The 19,992-nt window shown below is 60.8% G+C and carries 14 protein-coding genes; 9 read left to right on the top strand and 5 right to left on the bottom strand.

Annotated features, from left to right (window positions below):
• The first annotated feature begins 1,276 nt into the window (after positions 1-1,276).
• The gene (locus AC1DFE_RS12995; RefSeq protein ID WP_476906284.1) at positions 1,277-1,915 is read left to right on the top strand and encodes a hypothetical protein; all 639 of its coding nucleotides are present in this window, start codon (positions 1,277-1,279) and stop codon (positions 1,913-1,915) included.
• Positions 1,916-2,016: 101 nt separating this feature from the next.
• Here the strand turns inward: AC1DFE_RS12995 and AC1DFE_RS12990 are convergent, their stop codons facing one another.
• Both AC1DFE_RS12990 and AC1DFE_RS12985 read right to left on the bottom strand, forming a co-directional pair.
• A complete protein-coding gene (locus AC1DFE_RS12990; RefSeq protein WP_476906283.1) occupies positions 2,017-3,786 on the bottom strand; it encodes a DUF4209 domain-containing protein in 1,770 nt (589 codons plus the stop codon).
• Positions 3,787-4,284: 498 nt separating this feature from the next.
• On the bottom strand, positions 4,285-4,569 hold the full coding sequence (locus tag AC1DFE_RS12985; protein ID WP_476906282.1) for a hypothetical protein: 285 nt from the start codon (positions 4,567-4,569) through the stop codon (positions 4,285-4,287).
• Positions 4,570-4,764: 195 nt separating this feature from the next.
• Between AC1DFE_RS12985 and AC1DFE_RS12980 the strand changes: the two genes are divergently transcribed.
• Complete coding sequence (locus AC1DFE_RS12980; RefSeq protein WP_307027158.1) at positions 4,765-5,052, top strand: hypothetical protein; 288 nt, start codon at positions 4,765-4,767, stop codon at positions 5,050-5,052.
• Positions 5,053-5,072: 20 nt separating this feature from the next.
• On the opposite strand, the gene AC1DFE_RS12975 is transcribed toward AC1DFE_RS12980, so the two are convergent.
• Positions 5,073-5,291, bottom strand: a complete 219-nt coding sequence (locus tag AC1DFE_RS12975) for a hypothetical protein (protein WP_476906281.1) — start codon at positions 5,289-5,291, stop codon at positions 5,073-5,075.
• A gap of 216 nt (positions 5,292-5,507) precedes the next feature.
• Here AC1DFE_RS12975 and AC1DFE_RS12970 point away from each other — a divergent pair, with 216 nt between their 5' ends.
• The 7 genes from AC1DFE_RS12970 to AC1DFE_RS12940 all read left to right on the top strand — a co-directional run bounded on the left by AC1DFE_RS12970 (position 5,508) and on the right by AC1DFE_RS12940 (position 14,551).
• Complete coding sequence (locus AC1DFE_RS12970; protein ID WP_476906280.1) at positions 5,508-6,470, top strand: type IV secretion system protein; 963 nt, start codon at positions 5,508-5,510, stop codon at positions 6,468-6,470.
• Positions 6,463-7,968: an SCO6880 family protein gene (locus tag AC1DFE_RS12965; RefSeq protein ID WP_476906279.1), complete on the top strand. Its 1,506-nt coding sequence runs from the start codon at positions 6,463-6,465 to the stop codon at positions 7,966-7,968. Before AC1DFE_RS12970 ends, AC1DFE_RS12965 begins: the two co-directional genes overlap by 8 nt.
• Complete coding sequence (locus tag AC1DFE_RS12960) at positions 7,965-9,419, top strand: ATP-binding protein (RefSeq protein ID WP_476906278.1); 1,455 nt, start codon at positions 7,965-7,967, stop codon at positions 9,417-9,419. The genes AC1DFE_RS12965 and AC1DFE_RS12960 overlap by 4 nt, the downstream gene beginning before the upstream one ends.
• A gap of 8 nt (positions 9,420-9,427) precedes the next feature.
• A complete protein-coding gene (locus AC1DFE_RS12955) occupies positions 9,428-11,239 on the top strand; it encodes a type IV secretory system conjugative DNA transfer family protein (RefSeq protein ID WP_476906277.1) in 1,812 nt (603 codons plus the stop codon).
• A 662-nt stretch (positions 11,240-11,901) separates the two neighbouring features.
• Positions 11,902-12,981 (top strand): ArdC-like ssDNA-binding domain-containing protein, encoded by a 1,080-nt coding sequence (locus AC1DFE_RS12950; protein ID WP_476906276.1) that lies wholly within the window; start codon positions 11,902-11,904, stop codon positions 12,979-12,981.
• 60 nt (positions 12,982-13,041) lie between these two features.
• The gene (locus AC1DFE_RS12945) at positions 13,042-13,551 is read left to right on the top strand and encodes a single-stranded DNA-binding protein (RefSeq protein ID WP_476906275.1); all 510 of its coding nucleotides are present in this window, start codon (positions 13,042-13,044) and stop codon (positions 13,549-13,551) included.
• Between the two features lie 532 nt (positions 13,552-14,083).
• Entirely contained in the window at positions 14,084-14,551 is a 468-nt protein-coding gene (locus AC1DFE_RS12940; RefSeq protein WP_476906274.1) for a hypothetical protein, read from the top strand.
• A gap of 1,013 nt (positions 14,552-15,564) precedes the next feature.
• On the opposite strand, the gene AC1DFE_RS12935 is transcribed toward AC1DFE_RS12940, so the two are convergent.
• Both AC1DFE_RS12935 and mobF read right to left on the bottom strand, forming a co-directional pair.
• On the bottom strand, positions 15,565-16,140 hold the full coding sequence (locus AC1DFE_RS12935) for a hypothetical protein (RefSeq protein WP_476906273.1): 576 nt from the start codon (positions 16,138-16,140) through the stop codon (positions 15,565-15,567).
• A 20-nt stretch (positions 16,141-16,160) separates the two neighbouring features.
• Positions 16,161-19,730 (bottom strand): MobF family relaxase, encoded by a 3,570-nt coding sequence (gene mobF / locus AC1DFE_RS12930; protein ID WP_476906272.1) that lies wholly within the window; start codon positions 19,728-19,730, stop codon positions 16,161-16,163.
• Between the last annotated feature and the right edge of the window lie 262 nt (positions 19,731-19,992).

Below are 19,992 nucleotides of genomic sequence, written 5' to 3'. Positions count from 1 at the left end.
CTCCACACCACGCTCGAAAACAGGCTCTAAGCACTAAGACACAGCGGCGTCGACCGCGGCACCGCCATCATCCGCCGCTACCCAACCCAACCACAAGGCCGTTTTCTCAATTCCACAACGCCGCGGAGCGGCTCCGCAGCTCGAAACCCTAGCGTTTAGGGACAGATTACTAATGAGACACGTCAACTCGGATTGGGAGAAGCTTCGGCTGCCCGCCATGGGATCCTTCATCGCAAATTCGCCGCATTCTGCTTATCCGGCGGCTACTGGCTCGATTTTGAAGCCGTCTGAGTTGAAGAGGTAGCCGGCATAGTCACGGGTGCCGCCAGCGTGCGGGTACTTCGACGATAGGGCCAGGATCAGTCAAGACCTTGCGCTCCTAATCGACGCCCTTAGCAGTGTCTGTGTGACCAGCAGGGCGTCCATGGCCGGTTTTGGAATGGATCCAGCCTGGGCGATGCCCATCGGGTTGTTCCGCACGGGGCGGGACAGGATCCGATAAGGCCTGTCGGACGTGTCCCTGCCGACCTGACTTGGCAAACAGTTCCATGCCCACCCTCATCCCGCATTCAATAGATGAAAGCAACACTGAGTTAGTCCTGGTTCAAACCGTCACACCGGTCCTGAACCAAACTGCCATAGTCAACCATCATGAAAGCCAGACTCTCATGTACCGCTGACAGTCTTCGTAGGAGCCGTGTGGTCACGCAGGCCCTTGGGGGCTGAGGATACTAAGCTTCTGTTTTCTGAAGATGCAATCAAGGGATAACTGGAGCGGTGGACTGTGAGCACGATCGCATGGAAAAATTGGCGCGCCGCGTTGGAACGACAGGGAGCTACGTCACCAGAATTCGAAGTGGTGCTGTATTCAGATGCTTCATTTATTGGAGAACACCTCACGCTGGGCCCTTACGACGTCATTACAACGGGGGCAGACATTTCACCCATGATGCCTTCGTTGGTAGTACGCGGAGAAACGCTCGTCCCACAAATGCCTGATTTGGTCGATCGAGAAACCGGTGAGCTCATACCTGCGGACTCTCGGGCGTATCACGGGGGAACGCCAATAGATGAGATCTCAGCACTTCTTTCCCTCAGTTGCGGAGTGCGCTGCCGCGCCGGTGGAACTACCCGCGTGTGGAATATACGTGAGGACCCCTGCGGGTCCCCTGTCTACTGGGACATCCATCCGTTTCCCCGTCCAGGTCTCCCAAACGTTGAAATCCTGCCGCTTGTTTCGTCTCGACGAGCCATACTTGCAGACGTAGAAGGGCTATTGCTGAAGTTCCCAAAGCTTCCAGCAAGTAAGGCGGTAGCGTTAATCCGCGCCGCTCGCCTCTACTCGAATGCGCTGTGGTGGGCAAACGAGGACCCCAATTTCGCCTGGCTGCAGCTCGTCGGAGCTATAGAAGTAGTAGCTAATACCCGACGTTCCCGCAACCTTGTGGGCTCCGAGGTCCTGCTTGTGTTGGAAGAGTTGGCGCCGGAACTATGGACAGCATTGACTGGTACTTCGGACGAGATCAAGGAGCGCGTCGCTAGGCAGATGCTCCCCACCCTCCGGGCGCAACGAAAGTTTGTAGACTTTGTTAGTGAGTTCGAGCAAGGCCCTCCCGAACCACGGCCTCAACAATTCGGTCAAGTGGATTGGGACGAGATGTCGTCCCACATGAAGATTGTCTACGATCACCGCAGCAAGGCACTTCACGCCGGGACGCCGTTCCCCCAGCCCATGCTCGGGACACCATACTTTGATGATCAGAACGGCTTGAGTGAGCTCCCTCTAGGAATGTCCGCTGGCGGTGCTGGCGCATCATGGATGGCGAATGAATTTCCACTGACCTTGCAAACTTTCGAACACATCGTGCGTGGCTGCCTAATAACGTGGTGGCAAGGGTTGCCCGGTACTCAATGAACTGTGTTCGTTCCTTGGCATGCGGACTGCTTGGTGAAGACAATATCGACGCTCACCTTAACAAAAACATTTGAGTGAACGCGCGCGCCCATTGGTTGTCGTTAGATCCAAACCCATCCCAGGCGGCGCCGAAGCCGCTTTCTGGGCAATACCGGTTGGGATTCGAGTCTGTCCTGACCCATACCGATGGGCATCGCGCAGAAAAGGCCTGCAAGGCGAAGTAGAAGTGCCGATTGGCTGGCAGAGAAGTCCATCTGGAATCCGTGGGCTGCAAGGTTTCGTAGGTTCATGCCTGGAGAAAGAAGTGTCACGCGGAGCGCCCTGACCCAGTCGGGGTCAAGGTTTCGGTCAGACAGTGCATCTACGTAGAAATCCATTGCAGGGAAACGGCCGGGGGACTTGCCTTGCTGGGTTCGATAGAGGGGTTCATCGAGCGAGAGGAGCAGGCCGCGCGCAGCACTCTCAATGAGCGGAATTGACAGTCGAGCGGAATCGGAAAACTTTGCATCCCAGTGCAGCACCAATGAATTGGAGAACTGTCGAGCAAGCGTCACGTCAGCCGATAAGCTGTCCACCATCCAGTTGGCAATCAGGTCAGCATCGGGTGGCGAGAAGCGATCACGAACATGTTCCAGTTCAAGATTGAGCAGTATAGAGGTAGTGCTTAGCATTATTGTTTCGGCCCGAACGATCTCGTCATCCATAAACTCGCCGTTCGTGCGCTCAGGAAGTCCGTGCGTGCCGAAAACCGTACGAGTAACCAATGCTCTTATCGATCCGGTAGCGGCGCGCTCTGCGCTCCTGATATTTGATTGATGGTCTCCGGACGGAGAAGGACCGGCGAGAAAAACCATCAGGGCATGACCCCAGTTCCGTGCACGCCGGTATCTACGAAGATGCGCCCGGAAGACGTTCTTGGACATTGTCCCTTCGGTCGCCACGGTTTCCCAACCCATGGAGTCACGATCTACCGATTGCATGACCAACACTGCGGCGTCTTTCAAATCCTGTAGACCGTAGTTGCCTGCCAAATCTGCCGCAGTCTGCGCATGAAACATCTTCCGCATCCCGTGATCGGCAGAATTGGCCAACATTAAGTACTGCTCTACATGCCATCTCCTGGCGAACTCCAACTCGGCGGCGGTGTCAGCCAGACGCGCGAGTGTCTTAGCAATCTCGTCAATGAAGGTGCTCGACGATTCCCCTAGTGCCAAAAGCCGTCTTCGTACAGATTCACGCTCATTGAGTTCGAACACCCCGCCACGCGGAGGCACCGAAAGCGCGGCTAAAAGGGTCAGTGCTGGTCCGCTCGTCGCCCGGTTACCGCCAAAAGCCGCGCTCCGAAGATGCATCGCCGCGCGCACAGTGATTTCCTCTGCCATTCCCCTGGAACGAGCAATGGTGTTTGCCCTACCAAGCGCAAGCGCAACCTCTTGCGCAGGGATTTCAACAATTTCCGACACCTTCAAATACCATGCAATTGTCGACGCTGCGTGTTCAGGTTTCCTCTGCACCTTGGCTGTGAGGAGTATGTCGGCAATGTGAGCATGGATGACCGGGGACCGGAGAGCTGCAGTCACTTGGGACCACAGCCTCCACGCACTTGCTGGCGTCTCCGACATAGGACGAGTAGCTGTGTAAGAAAGACGAGATTCAACGAGTTTGACTTCGCCTGCACTGCCTAAATCCTCCTGCAGCTCATAAACGAATAGGAAATCCATCTCTGCTCTCAGATCTTCACCTAAAAGCTGGTACTCCTCGAGGTCAGCGAGGCGTTCCCAAGACTTCATGAGGTCAGGCGCGGACTCCGCAACTCTGTCGAGCAGATCAGCTACCACTGGGACATGGGATGGGTCGAATTCGTATGCCACAAACTCTCTCCTTACTCGCTATTGAACCGGAAGTGTCGTCGACGGTGAATCTGGACGTCACATCTCTCAACTCAACCTACCCTTTCACGGCATTTACGAGGTCCACGCAGCATGTCATCGCCCAACCGGTCGCTTAGTGTCGAACCGTCGCACCTCCCTTGGGATACGAGACGTCTCAACTGCCAACTCGGCGCTTCCACCAAGCTGATCCAACTTTTGGGGAATCCGGCAAGTCATTGCAAACTGGAAATTCTCGTAACTATGTCTCGCAACATCCTGTGAAACAAGTGCGTTCATCGTTGGTTATGAGCATGTGACGGTGGGCCGGTCGACGGAGCCATCCTCCTCGCGACACGTCCCCAGAATAGGGTCGAAATATCGATGTGGTGGCGGCGCCTGTAGTCCAAATTTTTGGAATTCTAAAACCGCACAGGCTATCTTCCGCGCGTCGATGCGTGCCCAGGAAGGCGGAATCAAACTGAGTCCTGACGCTGCATCCTAGAGGCCGCTCTTACCCTTCCACTCTTCTGGAGTCACCCTCTTGATGCTCGATGAGTGTGCCCAACCCATGTGGTACTTGCCGGATGGATCCAGCCACTCGATCAGGCCATAGGTGTGCGTCCACGCCACAGCCTTGCCGTAGATGCCGCTCACGTAAACCAGCGGGCGGCCGTACTTGGGGAAGTCCCTGACCGGAGCTGGGTCATCAATTGGCCGGCTCTTATCGGCGTCCATGCGGGCCATCATCCGCTCGATGTCGTCAGGGGAACCACTCTTGATCACAGGACCAATCTTAGAACATATATTCGAATAGTGCGGTCAGTTCTTGGTCCGGCCGGGCCAGCGTCAGAGCGCCGAGAAACTTAGAGGCCTTGGACTGCAGAAATTACGACTGGTCATGTACCCCTGCACCACCGTCTCCATGAACTCGTGAGCCAATCTGCTCAGTCCCATGGAAAACGACAGATGGAGTGCCCGATGTTTCTCGCAGCGGTGGATCCTGGCATCACCCCAAACGCAGATTTCCCATTTCTCGATTCGCTCAAACAGATCGGCGGCGGCATCCTGGTCGGCGCCTTCATCGTGATCGCCATCGTGGCGATAATCGGAGCAGCGATGCTCCTGGCAGGCAAGCTGAGCCAATCGTCACGATTGGCATCCGGCGGCGGCATGATTCTGCTCTGGACCGGGCCGGTGGCTGCCATCCTGGGCGGTATCAACGGCTACATCCTTTGGTCCCAAACGGCGTTCCCGCTCGGGTTCTAGGTCGAATCGATCATGCCGGTTCAGTGTGATCTAAATGGATGGTGGCCGCCCGGCTGCGGTCTCGTCTCCCAAGCGAACGACGGTGTCCAGAGCTCCATCACCTCGTTCTTCGCCGATATTCTCGAGAACGTCGCGTCGTGGATCTGGTCCTTCATCACGGGTGCGTTTGGTGTCTCGGACGTCGACGATTCCCAGTGGGATTCCGTGGTGGGCCTTACGAACTGGTGGGTCGTCGTCATGATGACCCCTCTCGTCATCGCCGTGATCCTCCAGCTGTTGTCGGGCCTAATCAGCCAGCAGCCGCGCCGCCTGGTACGGGCATTGGTCGGTGGTGCCGCGGCGGTTCCCATGGTCGCCGGCGCTGTTTACCTGGTTCGCAAGCTCACTAAGGTCGGTGATGACGCCGCCACGGCGCTCCTGGACACCCTGGATACACGGATCCCTATGTCCTGTTCATGCGGCTCTTCGGCTTCGAGAAAGCTCCCAAGGAGTCGGGGAGAGACTGGAACGTCGTCTCGCTGGCCCCAGGGTCGAGTAGCGGGGCAGGGGGTGCAGTTGTCGTCACGGCGATGGCGGTCATCGTGGTCTGGATTCTCGCGTTCATTCTCATGTGCTCGATGATTTTTCGGTCCTTCGCGCTCATCCTGCTCGCGGCCGTAGCCCCTGTCGCTCTCATGCTCATGCCTTGGGAGAAAACGCAGTCGTGGGCACGGAGGTGGGGCGAGATCGTCGTCGCCTTGCTCATAGCCAAGCCTCTCGCCGCGACCGTGCTGGCCGTAGCCATCAAGCTCTTCGCCGAGTCGAAGTCCTTCGCCGGACTTAGCGCCGGCGTTGTAGGCATGGCCTTGGCCTGCGGCGCACCCCTGATGGCTTTGCGCCTTGTGAGCTTCGCCGGCGGTGAGCTGGCCGCCGCCGCGCAAACGGCTGGCGGCGGCCACGTTCTTTCCCGGAGTTCCGGCTTTGCCGCCCGGCAGATCAGCCGGCAGACAGGCGGCCGCTTCACCCTCGCGGCATTGGCCAGCCGCTCGGCCATGAGTCGCCCGATCCAGTCGAGCAAGGCACAGTTTCCTACGCGGGCACTGCCACCACGAGTGCCGCTGCCAGGCCAAATAACGGGCGCTGCGCCCGCCCGAGCTTCCGGCGGTAACGCCGCTGCCCTAATGCTCGACGGCGGCACGCCGGGTCAGGGTGCACCGTTTCGGCGAGCTCGAAGTGACGTGAGGGAGTCTTCCGAGGTAACTCCAGGCGCACTGCTGGGCAGCTCGCCAACCGCTCGAACAGGCGAGCGCAGCGAGCCGCATCCGAAACCGCCGCCGTCGGCCGCCAGCACTGCCTCCCCGACTGCACCTGCACCGCCACCTCCTCTTCATCCCCAAACCACCGCCAAGCCTCCGATTGACAGTGATGACCATGCCTGAAAACTCACGGGCCCTCGAGGCCGTCAAATTCCCCCGGTACGAGCGACGTGGCCTGTTCATGGGCCTCAAGTGGTACCAACTGCTCCTGCTCGCGGCCGGTGTTCTCGTGGCCAGCGTGGCTTCGGCAGTCCGCGGACCCGTAGGCATTGTCAGCTCCGGACCGTTGTGGCTGGCCCTCATACTCCTTGGCCTGCTGCAGTACTCAAGGATTCCCTACCCGGTGTGGGTCAGCCATGGCCTGCTGTTCTTCTACAGGTTGGCACTCAAGCAGACCCGCTTCCTTGTGCGGCCGGAGCGGCCTGTCCTGGCTGGGCGACTGGCGCTTCCTGGTGGACTGGGAAACCTGGAGCTGCGGCGCACTTCCCGGGGCGAGGCGTTTATCTTGGACTCCCGTGGTGGGGAGGCAATAGCTGTGCTGCGCTGCAGCACCAAGTCCTTCGCCCTTATGGACGGCGACGATAAAGCCTGGGCGGTGCAGGCATGGTCCAGGGTGCAGGCAGGGCTCGCCCAGCGGAGCAGCGTAGCCAGAATTGCCGTCCAGGACTACACGGTGCCGTATCCCTCCACGGCCCTGCGCGGCTTCTATGAGCACGCCGTCGAGCGGCAACCCGGCAAAACCGCAGAACTCACATGGGGTGAACGCTCGTACGAGGATCTGATCGCTGCGGCCGGCTCCGCGATGAGCCACGAACTATTGCTCGCCGTCGTTCTGGACACTTCCAAGGCCAAACGCCGGATCCGGGAGGCAGGAGGAGGACTTGTCGGCCTCGAAAGGGTGCTGCGTCTGGAGGTAGAAGCGATCACCACGGCCCTGGGAACACACAGCGTCAGCGTCGAAGAGTGGCTGCCCGAGGCCAGCATCCTCGACGTTGTTCGTGCTGCCTTCGATCCTGCAGCCGTAGCGAAGTCGGACAATCAGCCGGCCGTCACCCCAACACTGACGGAGCGCGACGTTGAGCCAGATTCCCCGGCTTCCACCATGCTCGCCGCGCCCATGGCGGTTGAGGAGCACTGGACTTACGTGCGGACCGATACCGGCTTCCATCAAACGTTCTGGATAGCCGAATGGCCGCGACAGAAGGTCTTTCCGGGCTTCCTCCATCCGCTGATTTATGTCGGTGAATTCCGCCATACGGTGACAGAGGTAATACGCGCGGTGCCGACAACGGAAGCACTCCGCGACATACGCTCCGCCCAGGAAGCCCATGAAACCCGACGACGGATCAACACGCGCTTCGACAGGCCTCTCACGCGCGAACAAAAGGCTGAGGAAGAAGAAGTTGCACAGCGGGAGGAAGAGATCGTCGCAGGCCATGGCGATGTAAGGCCATCTGCGTACGTCACCATCACAGGAACAACCCTTGAAGATCTTGCCCGCCACCGCCAAGAACTGGAGTCGGCCGCGGCAGGGGCCTTTGTAGAACTGCGATTGCTGGCCGGCCAACAATGGGCCGCGTTCGTGGCAGGGGCCCTCCCGTTCGGAAGGGGGCTGCGATGAAGCGCTCAACGCACGCCGTTCAGTACGTGCCGTCCGGTGCGAAGGCAAAGGGGCACAAGAAGCGGTTCCGGCGCGAGGACCACCCTGAAAGCCGATCCGCCCTGCTTAGAACCGTGAAAGAGAACCTCGGCGCGCGATTGGACGGGACGGAGCGCGGTGGCGACTGGGGGAGCCGAGAGCCAAATTCCCTGCGCGGTCCGCACCGCCTGCGGCCGGCACCTCACCGCGCCTCCACCATGACCTTTGCGGCGGCCTACCCATTCATCACCGAATCCGGCCTCGGCCACGAAGGGACCTACATTGGCACAGATGTCTTCGGCTCGGGAGCGTTTTCCTACGACCCATGGATTCTTTACGACAAAGGCGTCATCAGTGGCCCGTCGATCGTTGTCATCGGCACTGTCGGAACCGGAAAGTCCATGTGCGGCAAATCCCTGGTCGCCAGGTCAATAACGCTTGGGCGGAAGGCCGCCGTCGCCTCCGATCCCAAAGGCGAGTGGGTCGCCGTCGCCGATGCCGTTGGCGGCAAGGTCATTTCCGTCGGACCCGGCCGCCCGGCCCGGGTCAACCCACTGGATGCCGGTCCACGGTCCAGCGCCCTGACCGAGGCACAGTGGCAGGCAGTGGTTCGTCAACGCCGTCGTTACCTTTTGGTCGCGCTGGTCTCCCTAATGCGGCAGGGGACGCCCCTGCGGCCGGTGGAGCATACGGCCCTGGACATGGCGCTGACCGAGACGGTCGCAGAGAACTCGACTCCCACGTTGCCCATGGTGCTGGACCACCTGCTGAACCCCTCCAAGGAAACGCTCGGGCTGGTTGGCAAGGATGGGGGACTGGCAGTCAGCCACTCCCTGCGGCGTACAGTGTCCGGCGATTTGGAAGGCATGTTCGATGCTCCCTCCACCGTTGCCTTCGACGCCGACGCGCCCATGATGGTCATGGACACCTCAGCGCTCATCGGGGCCTCCGAACAAGCGCTGGCACTCGCCGCCGCGTGCGGAGCTACCTGGCTTGAGGCCGCGGTCACCAATCCCGACGGCGGCAAACGGCTCGTCGTCTACGACGAAGGCTGGCGCATGCTGGCCGACCCCTACATGCTCGCCAAAATGAGTGAACAGTGGCGGCTGGCCCGTACGTATGGGATCGCGAACCTGCTCATCATGCACAAGGTGGCTGACCTCAATGAAATCGGTGATAGCACCAGCGGCCACCGGCAAAAAGCCCTTGGCCTGCTTACCGAAGCGGATACCAGGATCATCTACCGGCAAAAGCACGACGCTATGCGCCTGACCAAAGAAGCGCTCGGTCTCTCGGAGGCCGAATGTGAGCACGTAGAGAACCTCCCGAAGGGCGTTGGACTCTGGAAAGTTGGAAACAGGTCGTTCATTGTGGCGAACCGTGTCACGACCGATGAGCTGGAAGTATTCGGCACCGACGCCCGGATGCTCTGAGGCAATCCATGACTTCCCGTCGAGGTACCGAAAACCCCTTGGTCACTGCCGGCCTTGTAGCGGCCGCCGGTTATATCTGCCTCTGCTTTCTGGTCCAGGCGGCTGCCAATCTCCTCGTGACTTGGCGCTGCGGCTCCAGCACACCGTGGACACTGAACCCGGCGGCCGCCGTCGGACTTTTCGTCGGCCGGATCGGATGGATCCTCCGTGATCCACAGCGATGCGACGTCGGGACAGGCAGTATCTGGTGGGTCGTTGGCCCGATGCTTCTCATACTCGCGGCGCTCGCCGTCGGCTCTGTGTTGCTCTGGCGGAGATGGAAGCAATCAGGCGCATGGCTGCGGCAGGACATCCTGAACCGAGAGGGCATCGCCCGACGTGCGGAGGTTCAGCAGGATTTCGGAAGCAGAGCTGTCAGGAGACGCGGAAAGGTTACCAGGCCAGGTCTGGCCAAAGCTCGGATTCAGGACGTGGCCTGGACGTTGGGCCGCTCTCGTGGCGTCACGATCCATGTCTCCACGGAAGAGTCGATGGTCATCCAGGGTGCTCCCCGCTCAGGCAAGGGCCTATACGTGGTCATCAATGCCATTCTCGATGCGCCGGGCGCTGTGGTGACGACCTCAACTCGGGCCGACAACCTGGCCGTCACTATGCAAGCCCGTGCTAGAGGTGGCCGGCCGGTCACCGTGTTCGACCCGCAAGGCATGTCCGGATTGCCGTCAACCCTCCGGTGGTCACCCGTGCGTGGATGCGAGAATCCGGACATTGCTACGCGCCGTGCGCTGGTCATCACTGCGGACACCGAGATGAAGGGCGAGAACGCCGCGTGGCAAAAGCGCTCGCTGATTATCCTGCAGTGCCTTCTGCACGCTGCCGCTTTGTCCGGGGAAGGGGTCCGGGCGTTTCGCCGCTGGTCGTCCAGTCCGGTCTTGGCGCGGGAGGCACTCGAAATCCTCAGTCGAAAAGAAGCAGCTTTGGGCTGGCAGGCCGATCTGATGGGCATCCTTGAGGACGATCCTAGAAATACCTCCAACTCCTGGATTGGTGTCTCGGCTGCTGTCGCTCCGCTGTCCTCGCCGAAAGTTCTCTCCGCCTTGGATCCCCAGGACGAATCCGAGGAATTCGACCCCAAGAAGTTCATCCGGGACTGCGGCACGCTCTACCTGATCGGCACCCGGGCCGGTGCTGCTGCGGCCGGCCCCTATCTTTCAGCCTTGATTGACGACATCGACAATGCCGCACGTGAGATGGCGTTTGTTGCCCCTGGAGGCAGGTTGGACCCGCCCTTGTCCCTTATCTTGGACGAGATCGCCAACCTGGCTCCATGGCCGGGGCTGCCAATTGTCCTCTCCGATGGTGGCGGCATCGGAATATCGACCCTCGTCGTCTTGCAGTCCCTCTCGCAGGCTCGCACCGGTTGGTCCGTCGACGAGGCAGCCACGATCTGGGACTCCGCCATCATCAAGGTCATCTTCGGCGGCGGCTCGGATGAACGTGATTTGCGCTCCCTGGCCGGGCTCCTGGGGGAACGGAGCATCACACTCAACACCCGATCCTGGTCCGCGCAAGGGCGTCAGACCGGCGAACAAATACGAGAAAGCCCTGTCCTGCCGCTCCATGAGATCCGTCGTCTGCCAGCGGGCACCGCGCTGATGCTAGGGCGGCGCAGTCGCCCTATCCTCCTGGACCTGCGCGAATGGCACAAGCGAAAAGACGCAGCCGAGCTTGGGCGGTCTAAGCGGGAGGTCGAACAGGCCTTGGCGGACGGCCATGTTTCGCGGCAACAAGCAACACGTGAGGTGAGCGATGACCAGCCGTGACGACGTCGAACGCTTTGAGATCCCCTCGGCAGGAGCGGAAGACGATGAACTGACGGCGGAGCTGTTCCGTTCCGCGTTCCGGCCGCCCGGCCGGGCATCCGGTGTAGCGCATCGATGGCGGGACTTGACCGCTGAGCAGGCTCCAAGCGTGTGGACCGCTCTGGCGGCGTGGGTCCGATGGCTAGTAGGCACCTATCAGCTGACAACATCTGTGGTTCCGGATTGCTGGTGGCGTCACTCCGAGATCGTTGCCGAGCTCTACGCACTGCAACGGGCGGAGTTGGCTTCTTACGGCGGCGACGATCCTGGATTCGGACCCCTGGCCTTCCATGAACGGCTGCCCCATGCCGTAGAACGTCTGCGGACACATACAAGGACAGCCGGTTGTGTCGGGCTGCAGGCACACAAGGACCCAACTCCGAGAACCTTGCCTGCGGACGCACAAGAGTTCATTGAGTGGCAGGCCGCCCCGCATCAGTTCGGACTCGAGTTCTAAAGTCAGGCCGTTGCTGGCGCTGAGGACATGAACAGTTATCCGCAGGAATCGCCCCGGCGGAACCCAAGAAGCACGGAAGGCGGCTATCGTGGCCCCCAAACCTGACGACGTATGGCACGCTACGGCGGCAGATGCGCGGACTAGTACCAATGAATCCAGTGCGCGCATGACACCGGAAGAGCGCATCTCCACCTTGACCGACGGTCTCCACAAGATCCTGGAGAAGGCTGTGGAGTCTCCCTCGCACTGGCAGGTGCTGCTTGACGCCTCATCTACGCTATGGCGGTACTCGGGCGGCAACGTTGCCCTGCTCATGATGCAGATGGCCCAACGCGGCACTGAGGAACCGACTCTGGTCGCCGGATACAAGGAATGGGCCCGCCACGGTCGTACCGTGTCTCGGGGTGAACACGCACTCTGGGTAATCGCTCCTCGTACCTCCCGGGTCCAGCAAGTGACGCTTCCTGACGGGACGCGGCAACGCATCCCTTCGGGCGGGCAGTTGCCGCAGGGCGCGGTCGACGATGGCAAGAAGACTATCATCACCGGCTGGCGCGGCCAGGCGGTGTTCGACGTTTCCCAGACACAGGGTACTCCGCTGCTTGTGCCGCGCGGCGGTGCCGGCTCGGTGGTCGACGCCGCAGAGCTGTGGAGATCACTTGAGGCTGTAGCCAGCAGCCACGGTTTCAAAGTTGATGTCACGGCGGCGCAGTACGGGCTGACCAGCGGCTTTACGGACTTCGCAGAACACCGGGTCCAGGTTGGTGCCTGGCTCAGCCCGGAAGAGCGAACAGCCGTGCTCGCCCACGAGCTCGGTCATGTGCTCCTCCACGGACCTGATGACGAGCTGGGTCGGCTCTACGGCAGCAGCGCCGACCACCGGGGACTGGCTGAGGTAGAGGCTGAGTCGGTGGCTTACACGGTGCTGAAGGCCTATGGGATCGACCGTGGCCCCCAATCTGCGTCCTATCTGGCAGGTTGGGCCGACGCTGTCCTTAATGCGGAACGGGACGTGATGGCCCAAGAAGGGTTTCGCAAGCTTCCAGCGTCACGTGTGGACATCGCGAAGTCGGTGCTCGGGCGAGTCACCGCAGCCAGCAAAGGAATTCTCGAAATCACGCATCCGCCGGGGTTCGGCGGGAAGATCACGGCCGTCGACGCGGATCCTCGGGTGAGTCCGACGCCGACATACGTCGGGCTGGGAGGACCGACGACGCCGGACGGGCCGGTGATGGCTGGCCCTTGAGTTCGGCGGCATTTATCTGTCCGGCGGGAAAGTCCCACCGGCTCGTGGAAGGACAAGGAAATGAGTACCAAAATCCCCATCAACATTGCCGGCAACCTCGTTGCCGACCCTGAACTGAGTGTTGGCGAAAGCGGTGTGGCCCACGCCAAGCTGCGCGTCGCCGTCAATCAGCGAATCCAGGGTGCGGATGGCACTTGGCAGGACGGAGAACCCGTGTTCCACAATGTGTCGGCCTTCCGAGCGCTGGCAGAGAACGCAGCGACCTCGCTGAAGAAGGGTGACCCGGTCACCGTGGCGGGTGAGCTGGAATTCCGCTCCTACGAGAAGGACGGCGAACGCCGGGAGGCCCGCCGCATTGTGGCCGATACGATCGGACCGGATCTGCGCTTTGGCACCGCGGCCTACCAGCGTTCGTCGCATGCTGCAGTTACGGCGCCAGCCCCTCAGGTTCAAGCCGGTCCCGAGGCGGTTCCTGTGGAACCTACGGCTCCCGCATACAACGTCTTGCTGAAGGGTCCGGTGTTCTTGCCCCCTTTAGGGGCCAAGCCCGGGAATGAGATCAACTTCTAGGGGCTGCAGGCGCATTGACCGGTGACATTTATGACCGGTTTAGTGCGATGAGTCGGAAGGCAAGCTCGGCTGGCCTTCCGACTCAGCAATTAAACCGGCATCACGCCGGGTCCTCACGAATTGTGGGACACACGTTGATACAGACGCGGACTGAACCCCGCCTACGGCCTGCCGTCGCTTATCACCCCGGCGGCCGGGAGGGCTATTTTGCTTTCGGCGGACCTCACACAGCCGAAGGTTGCTGCTCGACCACCATCGGCATGGATTTGGGTCGCCATCAGTGCCGCAGGGCCGGGCTAACGGTGGATGAAGGCAGTTTCCAGTAACTTCGCGGAGAAAAGTAAAACTGCCGATATTTCGACCATGATCTGCTGGAAACTGAACTGCGTGAGGGCGACTCCGATCTCGTCCTGGGCAAGCGCGGCGTACTTAGCCCGGTGGTCTTCCCAGTGGATGTACTCCCCATAGTTGAAAAGGTTGAGTAGCCGGTGGGGGAGTACTCGCGTTCGAGTGTTGGGGATACGTTGTCTTCATGACACAAGCAGACATTGCCCTCTGGGTCCAAGTTGCCGCCGTAATCGTTGCTATCGGTGCCTCCGGCGTGGCCCTGATCGTGTCGGCTCTCGACCGAAAGAACGCTAGGAAGATTGCCGCTGAAGATCGGCTCATGGCCATACGTCACGGCCGCTTGACGTTTGAGATGGAAGCACTCATCCGGCTGTCGCTGAACCTTCAGCGGGGCGGCTCCAATGACGTTCAAAAGAGCCGCGATAGGGGCGCCGAAGCCGGGGCCATTATTGGCGCAATAGGGCCTGAGCGACTCCCTCATAACTGGGAGAAGCGGATCGAGAAGACTGAGGAGGAGTTGCGCGCCTTTGTCGCCGACGAGTCCAAAGAGGACTGGCTTCGGCGGGCAGTGGAGGCCCAGCTTGCCCTCATGGAGGTGACTGAGGAGATCCGCCAGCTAGGCCGCGAGGAGCGCGAGGTGGCCGAGCACTAACGCTAGTCCCACCGTAAAGATCGGTGCTGTACTCATCGACGGGACGGGAGAGATTCGTTGCCTCTTGGAGTCGGTAGTTCAGATGTCGGGTGACAGGATGGTCTCGTCGTTTAATCCCCTTCTTCGGGCAAACGAATAAAAGAAGGGGAATAGCGCGGTGCATCTCTTCTGGGAAAGAATCCAGATTGCTAATGATTCCGGTAATACCGGCCCCTATTAGGATTAGCCGCTAATAAATACGCCTCTTTACAGGGCGAATTTTCTCCACATACCGTTGAGGTATGAGAAAACATATTGAATACATAGGCGGTCCTAAGCGCGGGCAGAAGGCCTGGGTAGACCTTGCCGACTTTCCCGAACAGAGTCACGGTGGCGAGTACCGCCACAGCGGGCTTTCATACAGCCATGGTGCAGGACCACCAGAGGGGCCACTGCCCGAAGCCAACAAGTCGTCGGCTGTCTGGCAAGCGAAGCCCTAGATGTAATTCCCACGGACGTTGTGAACAGCGTGGCGTGATGTAAAGGGCGAGGGCCTCCGGTATCGATTTGGGTTACCACACTCATCTCGACGCCAGGAGGCCCTCGTGTCCTACGTTGCCCAGCCAATTCTACCTAGGCTGGCGACTCATTCGTGAGCGTCTCGGTAGGAGAAAGCATGTTGCGGATCCATTGGGACATTGCCGACGAGTTGCCGAGCCCAGAGCAGTAGTCCTGATGGTTCGTGTCTGGGGTTCCGCGGCATTCTCGGCAGTGAGGGAGTCCACGCGGATGCCTCGTTGCCAGAGTACTTGGCGACGGGGTTAATGAGCCGGACGTTCTTGGCCTGGATCTTGACACCGTTAGAGACTGACCCCGAATCCCGGAACGCCCGGCACTGGTCAACTGTGTCACTCTCATAAGGGTGACTCTCCCGGACGGCGTAGTGCGCACGGGAACGCACACGCTCCCGCTTGCCAACACCGTGGCGCACCGTCACATGGAGTGGCCCACACCACTGCGTCGTCGTGCTGATTTCAAGACGCGGCCTGCTGGCCAGAATCGGGATGTCTAACATTGGTTAACGACGTTCTGGCCGCCGCCGGAGCCCAGGCCAGGCAGCGCGGCGCTTGGATGTAGTACGTTGCTGGCCATGGCTCACCAGGACGGACTTGCGCCGGATCCGGCGCAATTAGCAGCACGGATCCAGGCCAGATTGGTTCAGATAGCGCTTCCAGCCAGGCAACTTGGAAGTGGTTAAAGCGCCTCCACTTGATCGTGATCCAGGATCCTGTAGGTTCGAGGGCGTCAACGCTCAGGACGGTCACCTCAGCTGTCGTGCCGTTCATGCGCTTCGCCTCATCGAAGTTCTTCCACTGTTCCCGGGCGTCCGCCATCCAAGAACGGCGCCGGCGCCCCCGGGCCAGCCAGACTGTGGCAACAGCGGCGGCAGCGAGAAGAAATGCAATCCCCAGCGTGGCTGACGCACCTAGCGGCAGCCAAGTCCCTCCAACAGCTGCTGCAAGACAAACCACGCAGGCCAGAACGGCCACACTGACGAGGACCAGTGCGGGTGTCGCCACCTTCGGTTTCAGGACTGGGTTCACTTCCATGGGTTATCTTCGCGCCCAGTTTAGAGTTGCCATCCGACATTGATAAGACGGTCTTCCAAATTGGCCGCTCCACCAACCAATGCAGGAGCCTGATGCTCAGTGGCTGAGGCATGAGCGACTTGTTTGATAAGGCAACCAAGGCGTGCCTGTTGCTCTGCTTGTTCCCACTCAAAGCTGGCTGGGGCCGGGCCCAACGGCAGAGGTGAGTCGCCAAGGCTCCACCGGTCTCGGTAAATGGCGACCCTGCATAGGACGTCGTGTGCGGCCGCGGGGTCCACGGCCGGCCCCAAGCGCTCTAGAAGGTTCCGCTTCCACTCGGTGTTGCACATGATTGCCGCTCCGGAGACATGGTCCATCCTGCTCCGCATCCGCGCCTCCACCTGTCGGATTAAATGAATCAGGTCAGGGCGTGACGAGTAGATGGGCTCCAAGGGATCTTTTTCAACGGTCGGCATCCCGGACAGGAACAGCCGCAGCCGAGAGTGGATGACAGCTGACATGTCTTTCGCAGACCCACTGGTATTGAATGCCGTCGCCACGAGGCGCTCGGCGCTTGGCCTACTGACCTGAACGGAACGACGCCAGGCGGTGACGGTTGCGCCCCAAGAGGGTGAGTCCTGCAGTTGAGCCGCAAACCCAGGGGAGTGTCGTTCCACCACTGCCCCCAAGTCCTCGGCAGCTGCGATTTGTGCCAGATAGTCGTACTCGGCACTGAGGCGCTCCAAGCTATCTGCTTTCTTCTTCTCCGAGTCGCGGACTTCGTGCGCCGTCCGTTCTGCTCCTTCGGCGGCTAGGACCTCGCCTAGGATGTGCTGCCAAGAGGGCTGCAGGGCCGGATCCAGGGGTTCGTCGTTTATGGGGTCGTTCTCGCTCACATAGGCGTGGTTCCCAGTTCGTCCGCGGGTCATGCTCACGTAGAGCAGCTCTCGCGTGAGGCGCCCCCGCGTGACGACGGTGTGGCCGGTATCCACGGTGAGCCCCTGCGAACGGTGGGCAGTTGTCGCGTACCCCAGCTCGAGTGAGTTCTCGACATAGTCGCGGTTGAAGCAGACAGTTGCACCGGTGTCCCGGCGAACGGCGGTGAGTGAGCCGTCGCGCTTGTCTGCACGGACGACGTCGAGCATTGTTCCGTTCCGGATGAAGTCTCCGCTGCTGTCCACTATGGCGCGGTCATTCCGACGGGCGATTACGGTGTCGCCCCGTCCGGCTCGTGATCCGTCGCTGACCGGAACCGCTTGTTCCGCGTCTACGTCACCTCGGATCACCCGGTCGGCCTGGGCTCGCTGGTTGAGCATGGACACCGTGTCATTCTCGGCTGCGATGAGGATGGAGGCCTTGCCCGCTTGGGTGTCTGCCTGCCAGCTGAGATAAGCCTGATCGACCATTTCCAAGTATGAGCTGTGCTTTAGGCGCCCATGAGAGTTGTACTCGGCGACGGCGGAGAAATCACCCGAACGGAGCATCAGCGATGCGTCTTGCTCCCATGCCTGCTCGAACCGCCAGATTGTGCTTAGCTGAGCCGTCTTGCCTTGCCGGTCCAGCCAGCCGAGTACGCCACCGGCATCGATGGCATCCAATTGCCCCGGGTCACCTACCAGCAAAACCTTAGCTCCGGCATCCCGCGCCTGGTGTACGAGCGCTGCCAGCTGAAGGGTGGACACCATCGAGGCTTCGTCGACGACGACTAACTGATTTTCATGAAAGCGCCACCTTTCCTGCTCGGCAGTAAGCCAGGAGGCCTGCTGTGCCAGTCGGATGGCCTGACGGGCATGGCGCCCTTCATTTTTGGCGAGGCGTTGCTCCACATCGAAATACTCTGCAGCCCTATGGCCGGCTCCTTGCCCGACGGACTCATAAAGCCACTTGGCGACGTTCTCGGTCGTCATCGCGAGCTCGCGGCCCAGTACCTCCGCACTAGCAGCGGCCGGGGCCAGCCCAACCACTGTGCCGGGCCCAAACGCCGCTTCCCACGCTGCCTTAACCGCCCCGAGGGTTGTGGTCTTGCCAGTTCCGGCAGGACCCACGATCGCGTCCAGCCGGTTGCCGCTGAGCAGAACGTTGGCCGCAGCCGCACGCTGATCAGCATGCAATTCAAGCTGTCCGCCATGTTTGTAGCTGGAGAGTGAATCCATGGTGACCGTCGCGCTTACGGCCGGACCGCCGTCGTCGTTCCTCGCTTCCATGACGACATCCTCATTCGCGAGAGTTCCCACATCCGTGTAGAGGCGGGTGCCATGGAAGTCGAAGACGCACTGATTGTTGAAACGGAGATCGGCTTGCGCCTCGATCGGCGCCGTGTAGCGGCGCTCGTTGAGCGGAACGGACTGGCTTTCCGCTGCGGTGGCCACGGCGTCGATCATGATGCCGCGGTCCTCGGCTGTCTGGCAGCGGATCTCGGCGCAGACGCGTTCGGCCTCCGCGAGGAGGTTCCACCGGTTCCAGGTGGAGCGTTTCGTGGCCACGCGCTCCCGGGCCAATGACCCGACGGCGTCGATCCAGGACGGGGCGAAGTCAGCGGATCGGAACGGGGCCCTGTGGGAGCGTCGAACGGTTGAAGCGAGCACCTGCTCTGGCTCGAAGCCCTTGGCTATTGCACGAGTGCGCCACTGAGCGGACAGCTGGTGCAGTGGTGTGATTGATTCGGACTTGGCGGTGCGGGTTGAAAGGGTGGCCTGCTGCCGAAGCTTGATGATGGTTGTCGCGGACGGGGGAGTGCCATGCCCAGCGGTCCATTCAGCCACGAGCCGGTCGGTTTCGAGATCGATGAGGCGGGAACGGTTGGAGAACTCACGGATCAGCGCATTGTCGACGCCCCTGAGTTGCTGGCTGGGGTTGCGCGTGTTCGCTTCAGGCGTGCGGAAGTCTGCATCTGTGCCGAGGTGCCGATGAAGGGCGTCGAAGAGGAGACCGTTGTAGTGCTCGCTGGCAGCGACTGCCGCTTTGTAAAGCGTCCGCGAGTCCAGGGTGACCCACGCACCGTCAGTGATGCGTTGGACACGATTGGCGATAACGAGGTGGGTGTGAAGTTGCGGATCCCCGGCGCGGGATTCCCAGTGGTCGAAGGCAGCGGCCATCACTCCGAGGGTGCCGATGTGGGCGACGCCGTTCCTGCCGGCCCTTGTGTGGATGACCGATGCTTCGAGCCATTGCAGGGTGGCGGTGACGGCGCTGTCGTGGCAGTGGAGGATTTCGTTTTGGAGCTTGCGTGGACTCAGGGCCCATAGAACCGAGACGGATTTGGGGACGCTGAAGGTCAGGTCGAATCCGACGACGGCATGTCGCGTTTCGGTTTGTCCAGGCCTGGGCTGGACGATCGTTGGTTGGGCGTGTGAACGGCCCAGGGGAGTTCCGTGATCGGGGTGGGTGGCGTGATCGAAGACGGCTTTGGCATCCGTTTCAGTGACGATGACTCCTGCCGATCGGTTGATGCCCTGTAGGCCGGAGCCTATCCAGCGGCCCGGGGGTGTTCCGGACTTCATGTAGTACGAGGTGGCGTCGGCGGGGGTAATTAGTCGATCGTCCATCATTGTGGTCTTGAAGAGGTACTTCAGGCCGGACTGCGCCGAGAGGCGGGCGATGGACATGGTCATGGCTGTTGTCCGCGGCGTGAGTTGCTCCATCCCCTGCGGCGGAATAGTGCCTTGGTGCTGGGGTCAAGCTCGACGCCAGCGGCCCTACTGAGTGCCAGTAACCTGCCGGCCAGGTGGACCAGGTCCTGGGCATCGCACGTCTGTGCTGTTTGGAGCCGGGCCAGGTCGACTCGAAGTTTCTTTACGGTCGCGTGCTGCTCTGCGCTCTCGGCTTCGAGGCGGTCGACCTCAACGGACTGCAGTCGGAGTTGAGCGCGGAGTG

The sequence above is a fragment of the Arthrobacter sp. 05T423 genome (assembly GCF_056396245.1).
Note: the sequence above shows the minus strand (reverse complement) of the source record. Positions and strands in the feature narration are given on the sequence as shown.